This window comes from Acinetobacter sp. S4400-12, assembly GCF_024129495.1.
Lineage (GTDB): Bacteria > Pseudomonadota > Gammaproteobacteria > Pseudomonadales > Moraxellaceae > Acinetobacter > Acinetobacter lwoffii_C.
Genome location: NZ_JAMXYB010000020.1, coordinates 1 through 16,085, shown reverse-complemented (window position 1 = coordinate 16,085; position 16,085 = coordinate 1). Strand labels below are relative to the sequence as shown.

Annotated in this window: 15 protein-coding genes and 1 pseudogene; 9 read left to right on the top strand and 7 right to left on the bottom strand. The window is 45.0% G+C overall.

The genetic code is table 11. The features are described 5' to 3' along the window. Positions 1-322: 322 nt before the first annotated feature. From dut to NI461_RS09215, 3 genes are all read right to left on the bottom strand, one after another. Positions 323-775, bottom strand: a complete 453-nt coding sequence (dut, locus tag NI461_RS09225; protein ID WP_253152597.1) for a dUTP diphosphatase — start codon at positions 773-775, stop codon at positions 323-325. 47 nt (positions 776-822) lie between these two features. Next, on the bottom strand, positions 823-2,862 hold the full coding sequence (locus NI461_RS09220) for a UvrD-helicase domain-containing protein (RefSeq protein ID WP_151203722.1): 2,040 nt from the start codon (positions 2,860-2,862) through the stop codon (positions 823-825). A 146-nt stretch (positions 2,863-3,008) separates the two neighbouring features. After that, complete coding sequence (locus NI461_RS09215; RefSeq protein WP_151203720.1) at positions 3,009-3,662, bottom strand: OmpA family protein; 654 nt, start codon at positions 3,660-3,662, stop codon at positions 3,009-3,011. A gap of 250 nt (positions 3,663-3,912) precedes the next feature. Here NI461_RS09215 and NI461_RS09210 point away from each other — a divergent pair, with 250 nt between their 5' ends. The 6 genes from NI461_RS09210 (at position 3,913) to NI461_RS09185 (ending at position 8,349) form a co-directional block, all read left to right on the top strand. Continuing rightward, positions 3,913-4,839 carry an acyltransferase gene (locus NI461_RS09210; RefSeq protein WP_253152613.1) on the top strand — a complete coding sequence of 309 codons (927 nt, stop codon included), beginning with the start codon at positions 3,913-3,915 and terminating at the stop codon, positions 4,837-4,839. A 6-nt stretch (positions 4,840-4,845) separates the two neighbouring features. Next, positions 4,846-5,913 carry a preprotein translocase subunit SecA gene (locus NI461_RS09205; RefSeq protein ID WP_253152599.1) on the top strand — a complete coding sequence of 356 codons (1,068 nt, stop codon included), beginning with the start codon at positions 4,846-4,848 and terminating at the stop codon, positions 5,911-5,913. 157 nt (positions 5,914-6,070) lie between these two features. Continuing rightward, entirely contained in the window at positions 6,071-6,778 is a 708-nt protein-coding gene (gene minC / locus NI461_RS09200) for a septum site-determining protein MinC (RefSeq protein WP_253152601.1), read from the top strand. Positions 6,779-6,846: 68 nt separating this feature from the next. Continuing rightward, a complete protein-coding gene (gene minD, locus NI461_RS09195) occupies positions 6,847-7,659 on the top strand; it encodes a septum site-determining protein MinD (protein ID WP_151203712.1) in 813 nt (270 codons plus the stop codon). A 2-nt stretch (positions 7,660-7,661) separates the two neighbouring features. Beyond that, positions 7,662-7,934: a cell division topological specificity factor MinE gene (gene minE, locus NI461_RS09190; RefSeq protein ID WP_151203710.1), complete on the top strand. Its 273-nt coding sequence runs from the start codon at positions 7,662-7,664 to the stop codon at positions 7,932-7,934. A gap of 127 nt (positions 7,935-8,061) precedes the next feature. Beyond that, positions 8,062-8,349 (top strand): PA4642 family protein, encoded by a 288-nt coding sequence (locus NI461_RS09185; protein WP_151203708.1) that lies wholly within the window; start codon positions 8,062-8,064, stop codon positions 8,347-8,349. A gap of 65 nt (positions 8,350-8,414) precedes the next feature. Here NI461_RS09185 and NI461_RS09180 read toward each other — a convergent pair whose 3' ends face one another. After that, the gene (locus NI461_RS09180; RefSeq protein WP_253152611.1) at positions 8,415-11,438 is read right to left on the bottom strand and encodes a DNA translocase FtsK; all 3,024 of its coding nucleotides are present in this window, start codon (positions 11,436-11,438) and stop codon (positions 8,415-8,417) included. Positions 11,439-11,687: 249 nt separating this feature from the next. Between NI461_RS09180 and trxB the strand changes: the two genes are divergently transcribed. The 3 genes from trxB (at position 11,688) to NI461_RS09165 (ending at position 14,304) form a co-directional block, all read left to right on the top strand. Next, positions 11,688-12,650: a thioredoxin-disulfide reductase gene (trxB, locus tag NI461_RS09175; RefSeq protein ID WP_151203704.1), complete on the top strand. Its 963-nt coding sequence runs from the start codon at positions 11,688-11,690 to the stop codon at positions 12,648-12,650. An 84-nt stretch (positions 12,651-12,734) separates the two neighbouring features. Next, entirely contained in the window at positions 12,735-13,466 is a 732-nt protein-coding gene (aat, locus tag NI461_RS09170) for a leucyl/phenylalanyl-tRNA--protein transferase (protein WP_151203702.1), read from the top strand. Between the two features lie 22 nt (positions 13,467-13,488). Continuing rightward, the gene (locus NI461_RS09165) at positions 13,489-14,304 is read left to right on the top strand and encodes an arginyltransferase (RefSeq protein ID WP_151203700.1); all 816 of its coding nucleotides are present in this window, start codon (positions 13,489-13,491) and stop codon (positions 14,302-14,304) included. A gap of 14 nt (positions 14,305-14,318) precedes the next feature. Here NI461_RS09165 and rimI read toward each other — a convergent pair whose 3' ends face one another. The 3 genes and pseudogenes from rimI to NI461_RS09150 form a co-directional block, all read right to left on the bottom strand. Then, entirely contained in the window at positions 14,319-14,780 is a 462-nt protein-coding gene (gene rimI / locus NI461_RS09160; RefSeq protein ID WP_151203698.1) for a ribosomal protein S18-alanine N-acetyltransferase, read from the bottom strand. Between the two features lie 102 nt (positions 14,781-14,882). Continuing rightward, positions 14,883-15,764, bottom strand: a complete 882-nt coding sequence (locus tag NI461_RS09155; RefSeq protein WP_151206598.1) for a metal-dependent hydrolase — start codon at positions 15,762-15,764, stop codon at positions 14,883-14,885. A gap of 233 nt (positions 15,765-15,997) precedes the next feature. Further along, positions 15,998-16,085: pseudogene (locus NI461_RS09150) on the bottom strand (elongation factor Tu); the annotation flags it as partial.

Here is a 16,085-nt window from a genome sequence, read left to right as displayed (position 1 = left end):
AGCTCATTTTAATGTAACAATCAATTATACAAATATAGTTATTCAGCTTTTATAGAGGGATTTATATACAAAAAAGTCTAGAAAAAATATTTTTAGTAAACATTAAATGTATTTAAATAAATATTTTCTCCTGTCATAAGATTTCTCTTTATACAAATCATATTCATTAAATGAGAAGAAAATAATTTTTATTGTTTTTTATATTTTAAGGCTTAGTTAAAAGATTTTGATCAGCAATATATTCAGATATATGTTTATTGATTTTTTTGACCATAAAATGATCTGGTTAAAACAATTCACCAGATCATTTTATTTAGGTCATTTAAGCCTGACCGGTGTGACCAAAGCCACCGGCACCACGTTCAGTGGCTTCAAATTCATTGACCAGCTCAAACTGCGCTTGAACCACCGGCACCAATACATACTGGGCCAGACGCTCACCTGGCTCCAGACTAAAGGCAGTTTGACTACGATTCCATACCGATACCATCAATTCGCCTTGATAATCTGAGTCAATCAGCCCCACAAGATTGCCTAGTACAATCCCGTGCTTATGGCCTAGACCTGAACGTGGCAGAATTAGACCCGCAAAAGCCGGATCTTCAATATAAATGGACAGGCCGGTTTTTACCAGAACCGTTTGTCCCGGCTCAATACGAGTGGTTTCTTCCACACAAGCACGCAAGTCCAATCCAGCCGAACCAGTTGTTGCATAGGTCGGCATTGGCCATTCTTGCCCCAGACGTGAATCAAGGACTTTTACCTGAACTTTCATGAATTACTTTTCCTGTGACGATCTATTAAAAACTAAGTATTAAAAAATTAGCGCTTGATTAAGGCACGTAAATTTTCCAGATATTGCTGCGCCTGCAATTTTGGATCGATATTACCGGCCAGTTTTTTCTTGCGGCCCAGCCATTCCAGCTCATCTTCTGGCAGCTCATCTAAAAAGCGGCTTGGCGTCATCTGTTTCATTTGCCCGCCCGCTTTACGCTGCTCGGCCAATGTAATAGTCAGACCCTGACGTGCCCGGGTGATCCCCACATACATCAGACGACGCTCTTCCTCGACCGTTTCTGCAGCAATCGAGTTTTTATGCGGCAGAATTTCTTCTTCCAGTCCGATCAGATAAACATAGGGGAATTCCAGACCTTTGGAGGCGTGCAGGGTCAACAAGTTCACCTTGTCGGTGTCTTCTTCTTCCTGCTGCTGCTCAAGCATATCCAGCAATACCATTTTGCGGATGACGCTTTCGATATTCTTTTCATCGACATCTTCAGCACGGTTAATCAGGCTTTGAATACTGCTATACAGCACTTCAATATTATCCAGCTTGGTTTTTTCCTGGGCCGGTGTCGCGGCCGACTCTTTGACATAGTCGATATACCCCGCTTCGACCATCATCTGACGGATAATCGGTACAGGCTCATCATCGTCTAGCAACTCACGCGTGAAATTACTGATAAAGTCAGAAAATTCAGCCAGCTGTGTGGTGGCTTTTTTAGGGATGGCCATCGTCAGGCGCTGATCACCGGCTGCTGCCAACAAGGACAGGTTATTTTCCTGTGCAAACAGGCCCAGCTTTTCCAGCGTCACCGGACCAATTGCCCGCTTTGGCGTATTAATAATACGCAGAAATGCACTGTCATCTTCCGGGTTAATAATCACGCGTAAATAACTCATGACGTCCTTGATTTCTGCACGTGCGAAGAAAGACTGGCCACCAGACAGCTTGTAGGGAATCTGCATCTGGCGTAACTGGGTTTCCAGAATACGTGCCTGAAAGTTTCCACGATACAAAATCGCATAATCTTTCCAGTTTTTGCCATTCATCAGCTTATGAGTGATCAGGTCTTTGACCACGCGTTCGGCTTCATCATCGTCATTACGGCAAGTAATGATTCGAATAACCTCGCCATGGCCTTTGTCTGACCAGAGCTTTTTATCAAAAATATGCGGGTTATTACCAATCACCGTATTGGCGGCTTTTAAAATACGGCTGGTTGAACGGTAATTCTGTTCCAGTTTGATCACTTTCAGGTTGGGGAAATCCTGTTGTAATAAGGCCATATTTTCGGGCTTGGCGCCGCGCCAGGCATAGATCGACTGGTCATCATCGCCTACAGCAGTGAACTGCCCCATCACGCCGACCAGCAGCTTCACCAGAATATACTGCGCCGTATTGGTATCCTGATATTCATCGACCAGCAAATAGCGCACCCGGTTCTGCCATTTGTCACGGACTTCTGCATTTTCCTGGAGAAGACGCGTCGGCATCACGATCAGGTCATCAAAATCAACCGCGTTATAGGCACGCAAATTGCGCTCATAGAGCTGATACAAATGCGCAAACTGAACATCTTCCGCTGTTTCACAGGTGGTATGCGCCTGTTCGGGTGGAATCAGATCATTTTTCCAGTCCGAAATCATCTTCATAGCTTTGGCGATCAGCTCTTTGCTTTCAGCACCAGATAAATTGTCACGATGCATCAGATCCATCAGAATCCGTTTACAGTCATCAGCATCCAGGATCGAGAAGTTGGCCTTGAGCGGTGTGTGTTTAAGCTCCAGACGCAGCAGATTTAGACCAAAGGTATGGAACGTCGAAACCGAAAGACCTTTGGCCTCTTCACGAGTTAACAGCTTGGTCACACGCTCTTTCATTTCGCGCGCCGCCTTGTTGGTAAATGTCATGGCTGTAATCCGGTGAGCCGGAATTCCGCAATGCTTAACCAGATAGGCAATTTTTCGGGTAATCACGGAGGTCTTGCCTGAACCCGCTCCGGCAAGTACTAACAAGGGTCCTTGAGTATATTTCATGGCTTCAAGTTGCTTGTCATTTAACTGACTGGCGAGTGACATAGGACTTCCTCTTCTAAATTCGGCTCCGATTATAGTCATCTCCGCAGCCGTTTGCCTAATCCAAATTGTGTTTTAGCAGTCAATGCGCTGTCATAAAAAAAACCACCCGAAGGTGGTTTTTCAATTCATCAAGGTTTGATAAAGAATTATTGAATCGCGTAAATGCTGATTTCTACACGACGGTTTTGTTCACGACCTTCTGCAGTCGCGTTTGATGCGATCGGATTCGCTGAACCGTGACCTTGCGCATTAATACGTGCAGTTGAAATACCACGTGAAGCCATGTAGCTTGCTACAGATTGAGCACGCGCTTGAGACAGTGGAATGTTGATAGAATCATTACCCGTGCTGTCTGTATAACCTGTTACCAGAATACCGCTTTTGTTATCTTCCGCCAGCGTCTGGGCAACTTTGTCTAAAGTTGCATAGAAGTTAGGTTTGATATTTGCTTTATTTGTATCGAAAGTAATATTACCCGGCATGATCAAGCCAACAGAACCATCCGGATTACGGCCAACTTCTACACCCGTTCCAGCCATTTGCTGACGCAATTTTTTCTCTTTGCTGTCAAGATAAACACCCGCTGCACCACCAACAACTGCACCAATTGCAGCTGCACGGTTGTTTTGACGGCTGGTGTTTGCGTTGCCTTTAGACACACCATAGCCCGCTGCAGCACCGATAAGCGTACCTAGAGCAGCTTTATCATACTCAACGCCACCAATATTATTACCTGTAGATTGACAGCCTGTCAGCGCTACCGCCCCTGCCACAACTGCTGAAATTACTAGTGCACGCATCGCATGCCTCCTTGTTTGTCTTTGTCGTATAAATCAGATAATGATTTAAAAATAATGGGATAACCATTTATTTTTTGTTAATAATAAACTTTTTAGCAACTTTTTGTAATGTTCATATGTAACTGTAACAACAAGTTTCACCACAGTTTCTTCATAGTTTAAGATCTGGCCTTTTCTATTTCCTCAACTCCTACTATATTGTTCAAAATATAATGAAATTTAAATGATTCATCTCTGGAACTGTTTGTATATGTCATCGAATAGCAAGCAAAAAATGACTTTAAAAAAATTGGCACGCGGCCTGACTGTCACTTCAGTTATGACTGGAAGCACTTTCTTTCATGGTCCTCCGGTACTGGCATTAGGTCTGACCAAATTATTCAAAAAATCATCCAAAGTGGATGAAACCAATATCAAGATCACCAACAGCTGGCTGGCGGTCAATAACTGGCTGATTGACCATGTCCTGAAAAATACCGACTGGCAGATCACGATTGATGAGGCTCTGGATCTGAATATGCAGGGGCGCTACCTGATGACCTGCAACCACCAAAGCTGGGTCGATACCACCGTCAACCAGTATTTTGGCCTGACCCGAATGCCACTTACCCGTTTCTTTACAAAATGGGAACTTATTTTTATCCCATTTGTTGGCCAAGCGTTTAAAATCCTTGGGTTCCCGATGATGAAAAGGCACAGTAAAGAACAGATTACCAAAAATCCAGCCCTGAAATATCGCGATATTGAAGAAGCGCGTCAGGCCTGCGAGCAATTGGTCAGTCAGCCCTTTACGTTGCTGAATTATCTGGAAGGCACGCGTTTCACCCATGAAAAGCATGAGCAGCAAAAATCGCCTTATCGGCATTTGCTCAAACCCAAGGCCGGTGGACTGGCGTTGGCCCTGAATATTTTAGGTGACAAGATTGATGCCCTGGTGGATATGACGATTGTCTATCCGGACGGTGTGCCGGGTTATGGCGAATTCTGGCTGGGTGAAGTACCGCGCATTGCCGTGGATTTGAGAAAAATTGACATTCCGGATTGGGTGCTGGGCGGTAATTATGAGGATGATGCCGAATATCGTGCCCGCTTCCAACAATGGGTCGACCAGATTTGGTCCGAAAAGGATCAACGAATTGAACAAATGCAGCAAGCACTTGTAGCAGTTTCTGCCTGAGAGATTATGAAGAACGACAAAGCGGACACTGTGTCCAGCTCATTTAAGTTTATCCGCAAGGGCTCTTGGGGCTGGAAAATTGCACTGCTCTACGACATCTTCATGATGGCGCTGATCATCATCAATCTGTTCTGCCTCAGTGCCAATGCAATTTTAGTAAGTGATTTTGGTCAATGGCTGTTTGATTTTGCTCAGGTACCTGAAATCTTACAGTTTTATAAAAGTGAATTACGGCCTTGGGTCATTATTACTGAAGGCTGGTTTACCACTTTTTTGATCATTGAGCTTCTGGTACGCTGGCTCATTGCAAGCCTATTAAATCATCATCGCCGCTGGTGGTTTTTCCCTTTTGTGCACTGGTACGAAGTTCTGGCAATTATTCCGCAATTACGCTTCCTGCGTCTGTTACGGGCTGTGACCATCGGCTATAACCTGCACAAGCATGGCTATAAAGTGATTCCTGATTCCTGGTACAAGCGTGGTCATTTCTACTACAGCCTGCTGATGGAAGAGCTTTCCAGCCGGGTGGTGTTAACCGTACTGGATGGTATCCAGCGGGAAGTCACTACTAGTACCTCGCATAAACAATTAATCGATGAGCTAATTGAACAGCACCGTAAATTACTGGCTGTTGCACTGGCTGATATTTTGCAGGAGTCTCTGGGAAGAGAATTACAGGCCCAACGTTTAGGCATTGCCAAAAATGTGGGCCAGATCGTGAATCAGGCCATTGAAGATACGCCTGAACTCACCCAGCTCCTTAGGCTGATCCCCATTGTTGGCGGTCGGATTGAACAGCAAATTCAAAGCATTGGACAACGTCTTGGGGAAAATATTACTCAGGGGCTGATTGATCCCTTTACATATCGTGATGGTTCACAGGACAATCCGACTTTTGCCCTGATTTCCGATAAAATCAGCCAGATTCAGATTGAACACAGTCCTCATATTGATAAATTGGTCGAATCGGCTGTTTTTGAAACAATTGAAACGATCCGCAAACAGGTCAAGATTAAGCAATGGCAACAGCTCCTGGAAGAATATGAGCAAAATCAGCAGTCAATCAGTTCATGAATTTTTATTTATAGAATTCATGAAAATTGGTGTCTACTGTTCGCCTAAAAAAATAACGTGGATCGCTAGAGAATTACTCAAATTTGTTCTAGGATTTGTACTATTTACAACATTGCTTCGATATAAACCAGCAGGTCAGAAGTATTAAGGAAGAACTATGGCTGACATACGGATAAAAGGCAGAATGGTCAATGCGCTGCGCATTAGCCTGGACACAAATGATCATCATGCCATCCGCCAGCAACTTACACCCAAATTACAAGCTGCATTTCCACCGGGTACTTTGGCAGTTATTGAAAGTTCAGTCGACCAGGAACTCATTGCCCTGATCCAATTGCTGATTGATCTGGAAGTCCAGCCAATGGCTGTGACTGAAGGTATTTTAGGTGATCAGGCCCGCGCCATTCAGTTCCCGGTGCTACCCCCTGATCGCCAAATGCAAGAGATTAAAGCCAGCAAGGAGCAGGTGGTTGAGGTGAAACCTGAAGCGGCCGATGACCAGCAGGCAGATTCAGCACCCGTCATTGCCCATGTGACGTCTTATCATGATGAAATCTTGCGCACCGGCCAATGTATTGTGCAGCATCAAGGTGACATTATTATCACTGCCGGAATCAACAGCGGTTCAGAAGTGATTGCATCAGGCAATATTCATATCTATGGTAGTGCGCGTGGCCGGGTAATTGCAGGTGCAGGTGGCAATCATGCAGCACGTATTTTCTGTCATGCACTTGAAGCAGAGCTGGTTTCGATTGCAGGAACCTATTGTGTGGCCGATGACATTCCAGCACATGTATTGAAAAAATCTGTGCATATTTATTTGAATGATCAACAAGAGCTTGTATTTGAGGCTCTACAATTTTAATGTATAAATAAACACCAAATAACCCCCATTTTTTATAGGGGATTTGAACCATAACAGGAGTGGATTCGGTGGCGAAAATTGTTGTCGTAACATCAGGCAAAGGTGGTGTAGGTAAAACTACAACAAGTGCATCTTTTGCAACAGGTTTAGCCCTACGTGGCCACAAAACTGTGGTAATCGATTTTGATGTAGGCTTGCGTAACCTAGATTTGATTATGGGCTGTGAACGCCGTGTGGTATATGATTTTGTAAATGTTTTGAATAACGAAGCACGACTACAACAAGCACTGATTCGCGATAAAGATATTGAAAATTTATATATTTTACCGGCTTCACAAACACGTGATAAAGACGCCCTGACTGACGAAGGTGTTCAGCGTGTTATGGATGAGTTGTCACAGGAATTTGATTATATTATCTGTGACTCCCCGGCGGGTATTGAGCGTGGTGCGATTCTGGCCATGTATCATGCAGATGAAGCCATCATTGTGACGAATCCTGAGATTTCATCAGTACGTGACTCTGACCGTATCATTGGCATGCTCGACAGTAAAACTAAAAAAGTAGAACAAAACGAAGGTCGTATCCGTAAGCATCTATGTATTACCCGTTTCAACCCGGAACGTGCTGATAAACAGGAAATGCTGACGATTGATGACATCTCAAAAGATATTTTACGTGTACCAACCTTAGGCGTGATTCCTGAGTGCCCAAGCGTATTACAAGCGTCTAACGAAGGTAAACCTGTGATTCACTTCACTGAGTCTGCTGCAGGTCAGGCTTATGATGATCTGGTTGCTCGCTTCCTCGGTGAAGAGCGTCCTTACCGTCATATTGAGGTAAAACCGAAGGGCTGGTTAGCACGATTATTTGGAGCGTAAACATGGCAGGATTCTGGAGTAAACTTTTTAGTAGCGAGGAAAAAGCCCCAAGCGCACAGACTGCCAAGGATCGTTTAAAGGTGATCGTGGCATCTGAACAGGGTTTAGGACGCCGTTTAAGTCAGGACAAAATTGACCAGATGAAAACGGAAATCATGCAGGTAGTCAATCGCTACGTCCGTGGCGTGGATGAGAATCATATTCAAATGCAGGTTCGCTCTGAGGCCAATATTGAAATGCTTGAAATGAATATCAATTTACCTGAAGAGCGATAATCTGATTTTTGATTGGTCAAGCAAATTGATTCAAGGCAGAATATGTGGCAGGCAGAAAAATATGGCTTTTCCCTGCCTTCAATATTTTGCCTTTTTCATGCCGAAGAATTAAATCGAGGAGATTGCGATGGCATTATCTCAACCTGCGACCTTTAACGAAGAATGGTCAGATGAACGTGTATTTGCCTACCTGAATCAGCTTCCTCCTGCGGGTGTTCATGCAGATTTTCATGTGCTTTATCATGCCTTCAAACATATGCGCCCTTTGGACTATGAGCGCTTGTTGACCAAGTTTGTCGCTGATGGTCGTGATATTAATGCCACGAATCCTGAAGGTCAGCGTATTCATGATGTGATTGCAACTTTTCCGCGTCAAAGCGCCGAGTTTCTGGCAGTCTTAGAAAAATTTGCCTGATGTGAATAATAAATAAAAAAGCCTGCTTGAAAGCAGGCTTTTTTATTTACTTGAGCATTTCAGATTTACACCAGAATCTCACGCTTACCATTGGCACCCATAGAGCTGACAATGCCATTTTCCTCCATCTGGTCAATGATGCGGGCAGCACGGTTATAACCCAAACTAAACTTGCGCTGCAAGGAAGAGGTGGAAGCTTTACGGGTTTCCAGTACAAAGGCTACACACTGGTCATATAGGGCATCCCGATCAGAACCACCTTCGCCTCCATCTTCAAAGCCACGGCTGGATGGTTCTTCATCATAAGGCGTCAGAATTTCATCCACATAGTTCGGTGCACCCCGTTCACGCCAGGCATCACAGATCCGGTTCACCTCATCATCAGCAATAAAGGCACCATGCACACGCTCCGGCTCGATTTTACCGGGACCAAGAAACAGCATATCACCATGACCAAGTAAATCTTCTGCACCACCTGCATCCAGAATGGTACGTGAGTCAATCTTGGAGTTCACCCGTAACGCAACCCGGGTTGGAATGTTGGCCTTAATCAGACCAGTAATAACATCCACCGATGGACGCTGGGTAGCCAACAACAGGTGAATACCGGCAGCACGGGATTTCTGCGCCAGACGTGTGATCATTTCTTCGGCTTTTTTACCGACTTGCATGATCATATCTGCGAATTCATCCGCGACAATCACAATTGAAGGCAATGGCATTAAGCGCGGTGCGCGCTCTCCTGCGACCGATTCACTGGCTTTCCAGGTTGGGTCAAATAGCTCTTCACCATTGGCAATTGCTTCTTCGACCTTACGGTTATAGTCACTCAGCTTACGGATTTTCAGGAAAGACATCAGTTTGTAACGGCGTTCCATCTCATTAACACACCAGTTCAATGCACTCACCGCATCTTTCATATCCGTCACCACTGGCGTTAATAGATGAGGAATATCATTATAGTTGGCCAGTTCCAGCTGTTTCGGATCAATCAGAATCAGGCGTAACTGGTCAGGCGTATATTTGAGCAGCATCGACAGAATCATCGAGTTCACTGCTACCGATTTACCTGAACCGGTCGTACCCGCGACCAGCATATGCGGTGCTTTCCCTAGATCGGCAATCACCGGATTGCCAGAAATATCCTTGCCCATTGCCATCGAAAGAATGCTGTTCGGATCTGTAAAGGCAGGAATGGTCAAAAGCTCAATCAAACGTACCATTTCACGGGTACTGTTCGGTACTTCAATGCCGATATACGGCTTGCCCGGAATTACCTCAACTACACGTACGGAGGCCATGGACATCGAACGTGCCAGATCACGGGAAATATTCGTGACTTTAGAGGCTTTCACGCCCGGGGCAAGATCCAGCTCAAAACGGGTGACGACTGGGCCTGGCTGAGCCTCTACCACTTTGGCCTTGACATTAAATTCCTGTAGCTTGATTTCCAGTAACTCGGATAAACGCGACAACTGTTCTTCGGTAAAATTTACTTTCTTGTTGGGGTCGACCTCATCCAGCAAATCCAGACCCGGCAAAGGTGATAAATCTTTACGGCGTTCAGCCACCTGCATGGCGCGTGACATCGGACGGCCGGCAGCATCGGTTAGAGGTGCATCAAAGTCAAATTCGTCTTCATCTTGCGGCTTTCCAGCAGTTTCCTGCCAAGCGTCGATAAACTCTTCCTTAGACAATGCCTCATGCACTGCCGCATTTGTTGCCGCAGAGCTGACTACGGACTCTGCACGCTGAATCGGTGCCTGCACAAAGGCAGAAGATTGTGCATAGCTGGATGCACGTACTGGTTTAGGTTCATCTTCTGCAACCAGCAAATCATCCAGATCATCAAAATCCACTTCCAGCGCAGTATTTTCAACGCGATGGGCAACGCCGATTGATGCAGCTACAGGTACAGCAGTGGCCGGTGTATTCTCAACCACTCTTAACGTTTTATTGCTACTTGCTGCCGTAAACGGGCTATGTACATCGCTTGCTGTTTTCCCTTGAGGCACAGCAGCCAGCAATTCATCAAAAATCGCGTTATCATCCCAGTCCAGCCCTGTTTTATGAGGATGCGCCGGGCTTGGCTGTCCAGAGGCAGAAGCATGCGGGGCTTCAAACGCGGGCTGATGTTGCTCTTCTTCTGCCGCTTTAAGCAAGGCATCAATATCCTGCGCATGGCGCTGGTCTTCATTTGAATTCAAGGCACGCCACACCTCCCCTGTTGCGACCACACGGTCGGAATGCTGGGGAACTGGTATTGCAACATCAGGTTCCGGCTGCAGTACCGGCGCTTCAGCTTGAACTTCTTCTATCTGTATCTGCTGCGCTTCTTTATGTGCAAAATCATCAAATAAACGTTCCGCCACCTGATCACGCACCACAGGATCAACGTCAACCAGTTTATGTTCCGGTGCAGCAGTCACAGGCACGCTGACTTTCTGGGCAGCAGTTTTGGCGGCTTCTTTTTTGATGACCGGCGCTGTACGGTCAAAGTCTGACATGCCTTCTGGCACATTGCGATAAAAGAGATCCTGCAAATAGGCAGGCGTTGCTTTCAGACTGCTCCAGGTCTTGTTCCACTTCACGCCAAAAGCCAGCGTAAATAGCACCACCCAAAGCACCAGCAGGAAGAATGTAGCGCCATAAACAGTGAGCAACTGCTCAAGGCTCTGACCCAGTTCGTAGCCGATAATTCCCCCTGAAGAGTTATCCAGCGTATCCGCAGGAACTTGCCAGAATAGAAACAGCAGCGCAGAACTGGTCAATAACAGGAAGAACTGGGCAGCATAGCGGAATGGACGATTCAGGAAGCTGTGCGGCCACCAGACCTGTATTGCCTCCACAAACAGATAGACAGGGAGCAGCAAACTGGCCCAGCCGAGAAAGCCGAATAACAGATCTGAAATCCAGGCTCCAGCAACGCCACTTGCATTGGAAACGGTCTGCGTATCGCTAGAGATATGCATCCATCCCGGATCAAATGGCGTATAGGTCACTGTTGCAAGAAACAGATAAATCCCAAATGAGACTAAAAATAATGTCATTACTAAGCGCTGTGCATAGGCACTCGACACCGCTGTCATATACTGTCCTGTAACCAATTCTTCATGAATATTCTTTTGCTTCTATGCTTGAAAAAAAGCGTCGCAATAAAATGTATATTATGCACCTGTTCTGTGAAAAAAGATGCATTATTGTGTAGGTCTTCTTTATAGCGCGATATAGCCCCAATCGATTTCACTGATCAACAATATCGACTTTAATCTCACACAACTTTTATACAGTTTCACGTATAATTCAATAAATTTCTAAATAAAAAAAGGATACGGCTGATGAGCGCACGTCACTCACGACTGATTATTTTAGGTTCTGGCCCTGCAGGTTATAGCGCAGCTGTCTACGCAGCGCGTGCTAATTTAAAGCCGACCTTAATCGCAGGACTGCAACTTGGCGGCCAACTGACCACTACGACTGAAGTCGATAACTGGCCTGGGGATCCTGAAGGCCTGACAGGTCCAGCATTAATGGAACGTATGCAAGCCCATGCAGAACGTTTTGGGACCGAAATTGTCTATGATCATATTAATGAAGTCGATCTGAGTCAGCGTCCATTTGTTCTCAAAGGTGATATGGAAGAGTTCACCTGTGATGCACTGATCATCTGTACAGGTGCAACAGCACAATATTTAGGTCTGGAATCAGAAGCAGCCTTTATGGGTCAGGGTGTAAGCGCCTGCGCGACCTGTGATGGTTTCTTCTATAAAAACCAGAAAGTGATGGTGGTCGGTGGAGGAAATACTGCGGTTGAAGAAGCCCTGTATCTTTCCAATATTGCTTCCCATGTCACGCTGGTACACCGCCGTGACAGCCTGCGTGCAGAAAAAATCCTCCAATCGCAACTTTTTGAAAAAGAGAAAGAAGGCAAGATCAGCATTATCTGGAATCATCAGGTTGATGAAGTTCTAGGTGATGCGCAATCTGGTGTGACCTCAGTTCGTCTTAAATCAACCCAAGATGACTCTACTCAAAACGTTGATGTGACGGGTATGTTTGTGGCAATTGGTCATAAGCCCAATAGCACCATGTTTGAAGGCCAGTTAGAGCTTCGTGATGGTTATATTCAGGTACAAAGCGGTACTGCTGGAAATGCGACCCAGACTTCGGTTCCAGGTGTATTTGCAGCAGGTGATATTGCAGACAGCGTTTATCGTCAGGCAATCACATCTGCAGGTTCAGGCTGTATGGCGGCCCTCGATGCAGAAAAATATCTCGATGCGATGGGCAAACTAGCCTAACCCATGAGAAAATCAAAAGCCGTCCATCTTGGGCGGCTTTTTTAGGTATGATAAAAATAGACTATTTTAAAATCAGGTGTTTGCATGCATTACCTTATACCTTCACAGTTTGTTTTTCCCGATCCGGTAGAAGTTGATCCTGAAGGCGAAGGCCTGATCTGTATTGGTGCTGATCTCTCCCCTGCTACCTTATATGAAGCCTATAGTCATGGCTTATTTCCTTGGTTTTCTGAAGGCGATCCAATTTGCTGGTGGAGCCCGGAACCGCGCTGCATTATTCGTCCGCAGGATTATCACCCGAGTAAATCCCTGATTCGCAGTATGAAAAAAAAGGATTATCGGATTAGCATCAATCAGGCCTTTGAAAAAGTCATTCGGGCCTGCGCTTTACCACGCAGCTATGCCAATGAGACCTGGATCAGTGAAGACATTATTCAAGGCTATTGTCAGATGTTTACCGCCGGCTATGCTTATAGTATTGAAGTCTGGGATGAGACACAGTTGGTTGGCGGCTTATATGGCGTGACCATCGGTCAAGGCTGTTTTGGGGAATCTATGTTTAGTACCCAAACCGATGTATCGAAAATGGCTTTTTACACCCTGATGCTGATCGGACAGGAAAACCAGCTGCCCTGGATCGACTGCCAACTGGTCAACGATCATCTGCTAAGCTTGGGTGCCTGTACGATTTCTCGCCAGACATACCTTAAATCGTTACAAGATGTAATCAAACAGCCAGCAGTCAATTGGAAAAGCTATCAGGAAGGTGTATTTTCAAGTAAAACAATAGCGCAGAACGCGCGCTTAATCGAATGAAAATAAACAGAGGGTACTTGCCATGAACTCTTATCACCCTAAGTCCCTACTGAATGATTTACAGTACTATATTACGCCGCCACACGATTGCAGCTATTTACCAAACAAATCAGCACGCATGGTTTTTCTCGATCCTTCGCACCGCATTGACGTCCTGACCTTGTCTGAACTCTCGCGTACCGGCTTCCGTCGCAGTGGTGATTTTGTTTATCGGCCCGAATGCCATCTATGCCGTCAATGTTTGTCTTGTCGCGTTCCTGTGCATGAATTCGAGATGAATAGTTCTCAAAAAAAGGCCTGGAAACGTAATCAAGATCTGAGCATGCGAATTACCAGCCCAGATCAGGCCAGCGATCTCCATTATGCTTTATACGAACGCTACATTCATGAGCGTCATGCTGATGGCGACATGTATCCACCAAGTCGAGACCAGTTTGAAAAGTTTCTGCTGCAAAGCTGCGCAGAGAGCTTCTTTCTGGAACTATGGCAAGGTGAACACCTGATTGCGGTATCCGCATGTGATCTGCTGGATGATGGGATTTCAGCAGTATATACCTTCTTTGATCCCGATGAAAACCGCCGCTCTCTCGGTGTATTTGCTATTCTGAAACAAATTGAACATGCAAAAAAAATCGGATTGCGATTTATTTATCTGGGCTATTGGGTGCCACATTCTTATAAAATGAATTATAAGTCCCGTTATCTGCCTTTAGAGTTGCTGATTGATGGGCAATGGCGTCGCCTGAATCGCCCATTAAGTGCTACAGAAATCGAACACTTGGGAAACTCCTTGATGACGACTTTGCCCAGCGGATGGAATCATCAGATCATTAAATAGTATCTTTTTTGCTGTTATGATTTAAATAGACTGGCAAAGTCATCCGTACAGGCTTTGACCATGATAATTGCATGCTCACGTGTGCCATCTGGATTTGGATAATAATTTTTTCTTAAATCAATCTGATGAAAACCAGACTTTTCATACAGCTTAATGGCAGCGACATTACGCTCACGAACTTCTAAAAAAATCTGTACCGGATTATTTTTCAGCAAAGCAATCGACTGGTCTAATAACTCAAAACCCAGGCCTTTGCCCTGCTGTGCAGGATCAATTGCCATCAATAGCAGATTGGCTTCATCCACAACCGGCTGCAAAATACAAAAGCCTACCACTTGTCCTGCCTGCTCAATCACAGTACTTTGATAGGCCCTGACTGCTTCTTTGAATTGATTGAAAGTCCAAGGGTGCGACTGAACCAGACTTTCGATCTGGCTAACACGCTCCAGATCAGCAACTTGCATTAAACGAATCATCTTCGTTCATCTTATATAAAATCAACCTCCGCATTATAGAAACTTTATTTAAAAAATCGAGTAAAAAAAAGAGCGATCTCAATCGCTCTTCAGCTTTTCACTCTATAAACCGAGTTTCTGCTTCCAGCTGCTCAGTAAACTCCGGCTATCCAGGTCATTAGGATGAAATCCTGGTTTAAAATACATCAGCATTTCTTTGGTCATACCTGCAATAATTCCTTTGGATGGGCTATAACCAAAAATATAAATATCTTTCAATGCCGATATATTCAGATGCTGATCTTCTTTTAATAAGCGCAGGATAAAATAGCTATGTACAAAGAATAAAGTCACCATCGCAGCCACTAAAGAACTGGTACGCAATAGATAGGATTTAGAACCTTTACCAAAAACACCCTCGAATACATCATAGGCCACGGCCTTATGCTCATTTTCCTCAATCGCATGCCACAGCCACATGGTTTTCATGGTCTCATCTTTCATCAGCTCCTGAATATGCTCATTACTCAGCAACTGGGAGGCAATGGTTGCAGTAAAATGCTCAAGAGCCGTAGTTGCGGTCAGATCAACCATCTCCTGACTAATCCCAAATGGCTTACCAAGTACAGCAAAAAACTTACGTACCGTTTGAATCACTCGGTCTGTCTGACGGTCAAGCGCATCGACATCATGACCATAACGCTGGGCCGACGCATTAAAACCGACATGCTCTTGAGTATGCATGGCTTCTTGACCAATAAAAGCAGAAATTTCTTTTTGGAGGGCTTCATTGTCTTTGATGGCGGGATGCTGGCGTACAGCACGAACCGAATCAATAAAAAATTTTTCACCTGCTGGAAATAATGCCGAGAGTGCTGTCATAAAGTGGGTCAGACCTGCCGAACCACTCATCCAATATTCTGGGACCTGTTCAAACTCGAAATTCATCCGGCGTACTGGAAAGCTTGCACCAGCCCGATTGGTAATTTTTACTTTAGCGTTCATGCCCTTCTCCATTCAAGTGCTTTTAGACCTGAAAATATAATCTTGGAATTCTTAGATTTATCTTACTGCGTGGAATTTTTCTCATAATTGCAGTTAAGGTCAGTAAAATATCACTTAAGGACAGCTTTTTAATAAACTGTCAGACAATTTAAGCTGGAGATTAAGGCTGAATTTTATAAAGACAAATATAAAAAAAGCGCTCCACAGGAGCGCTTTTTTGACACAATCAGTGATTATGCAGTTACTTTAGCAACTACACCAGCACCTACTGTACGACCACCTTCACGGATCGCAAAACGCAGACCTGGGTCCATTGCGATT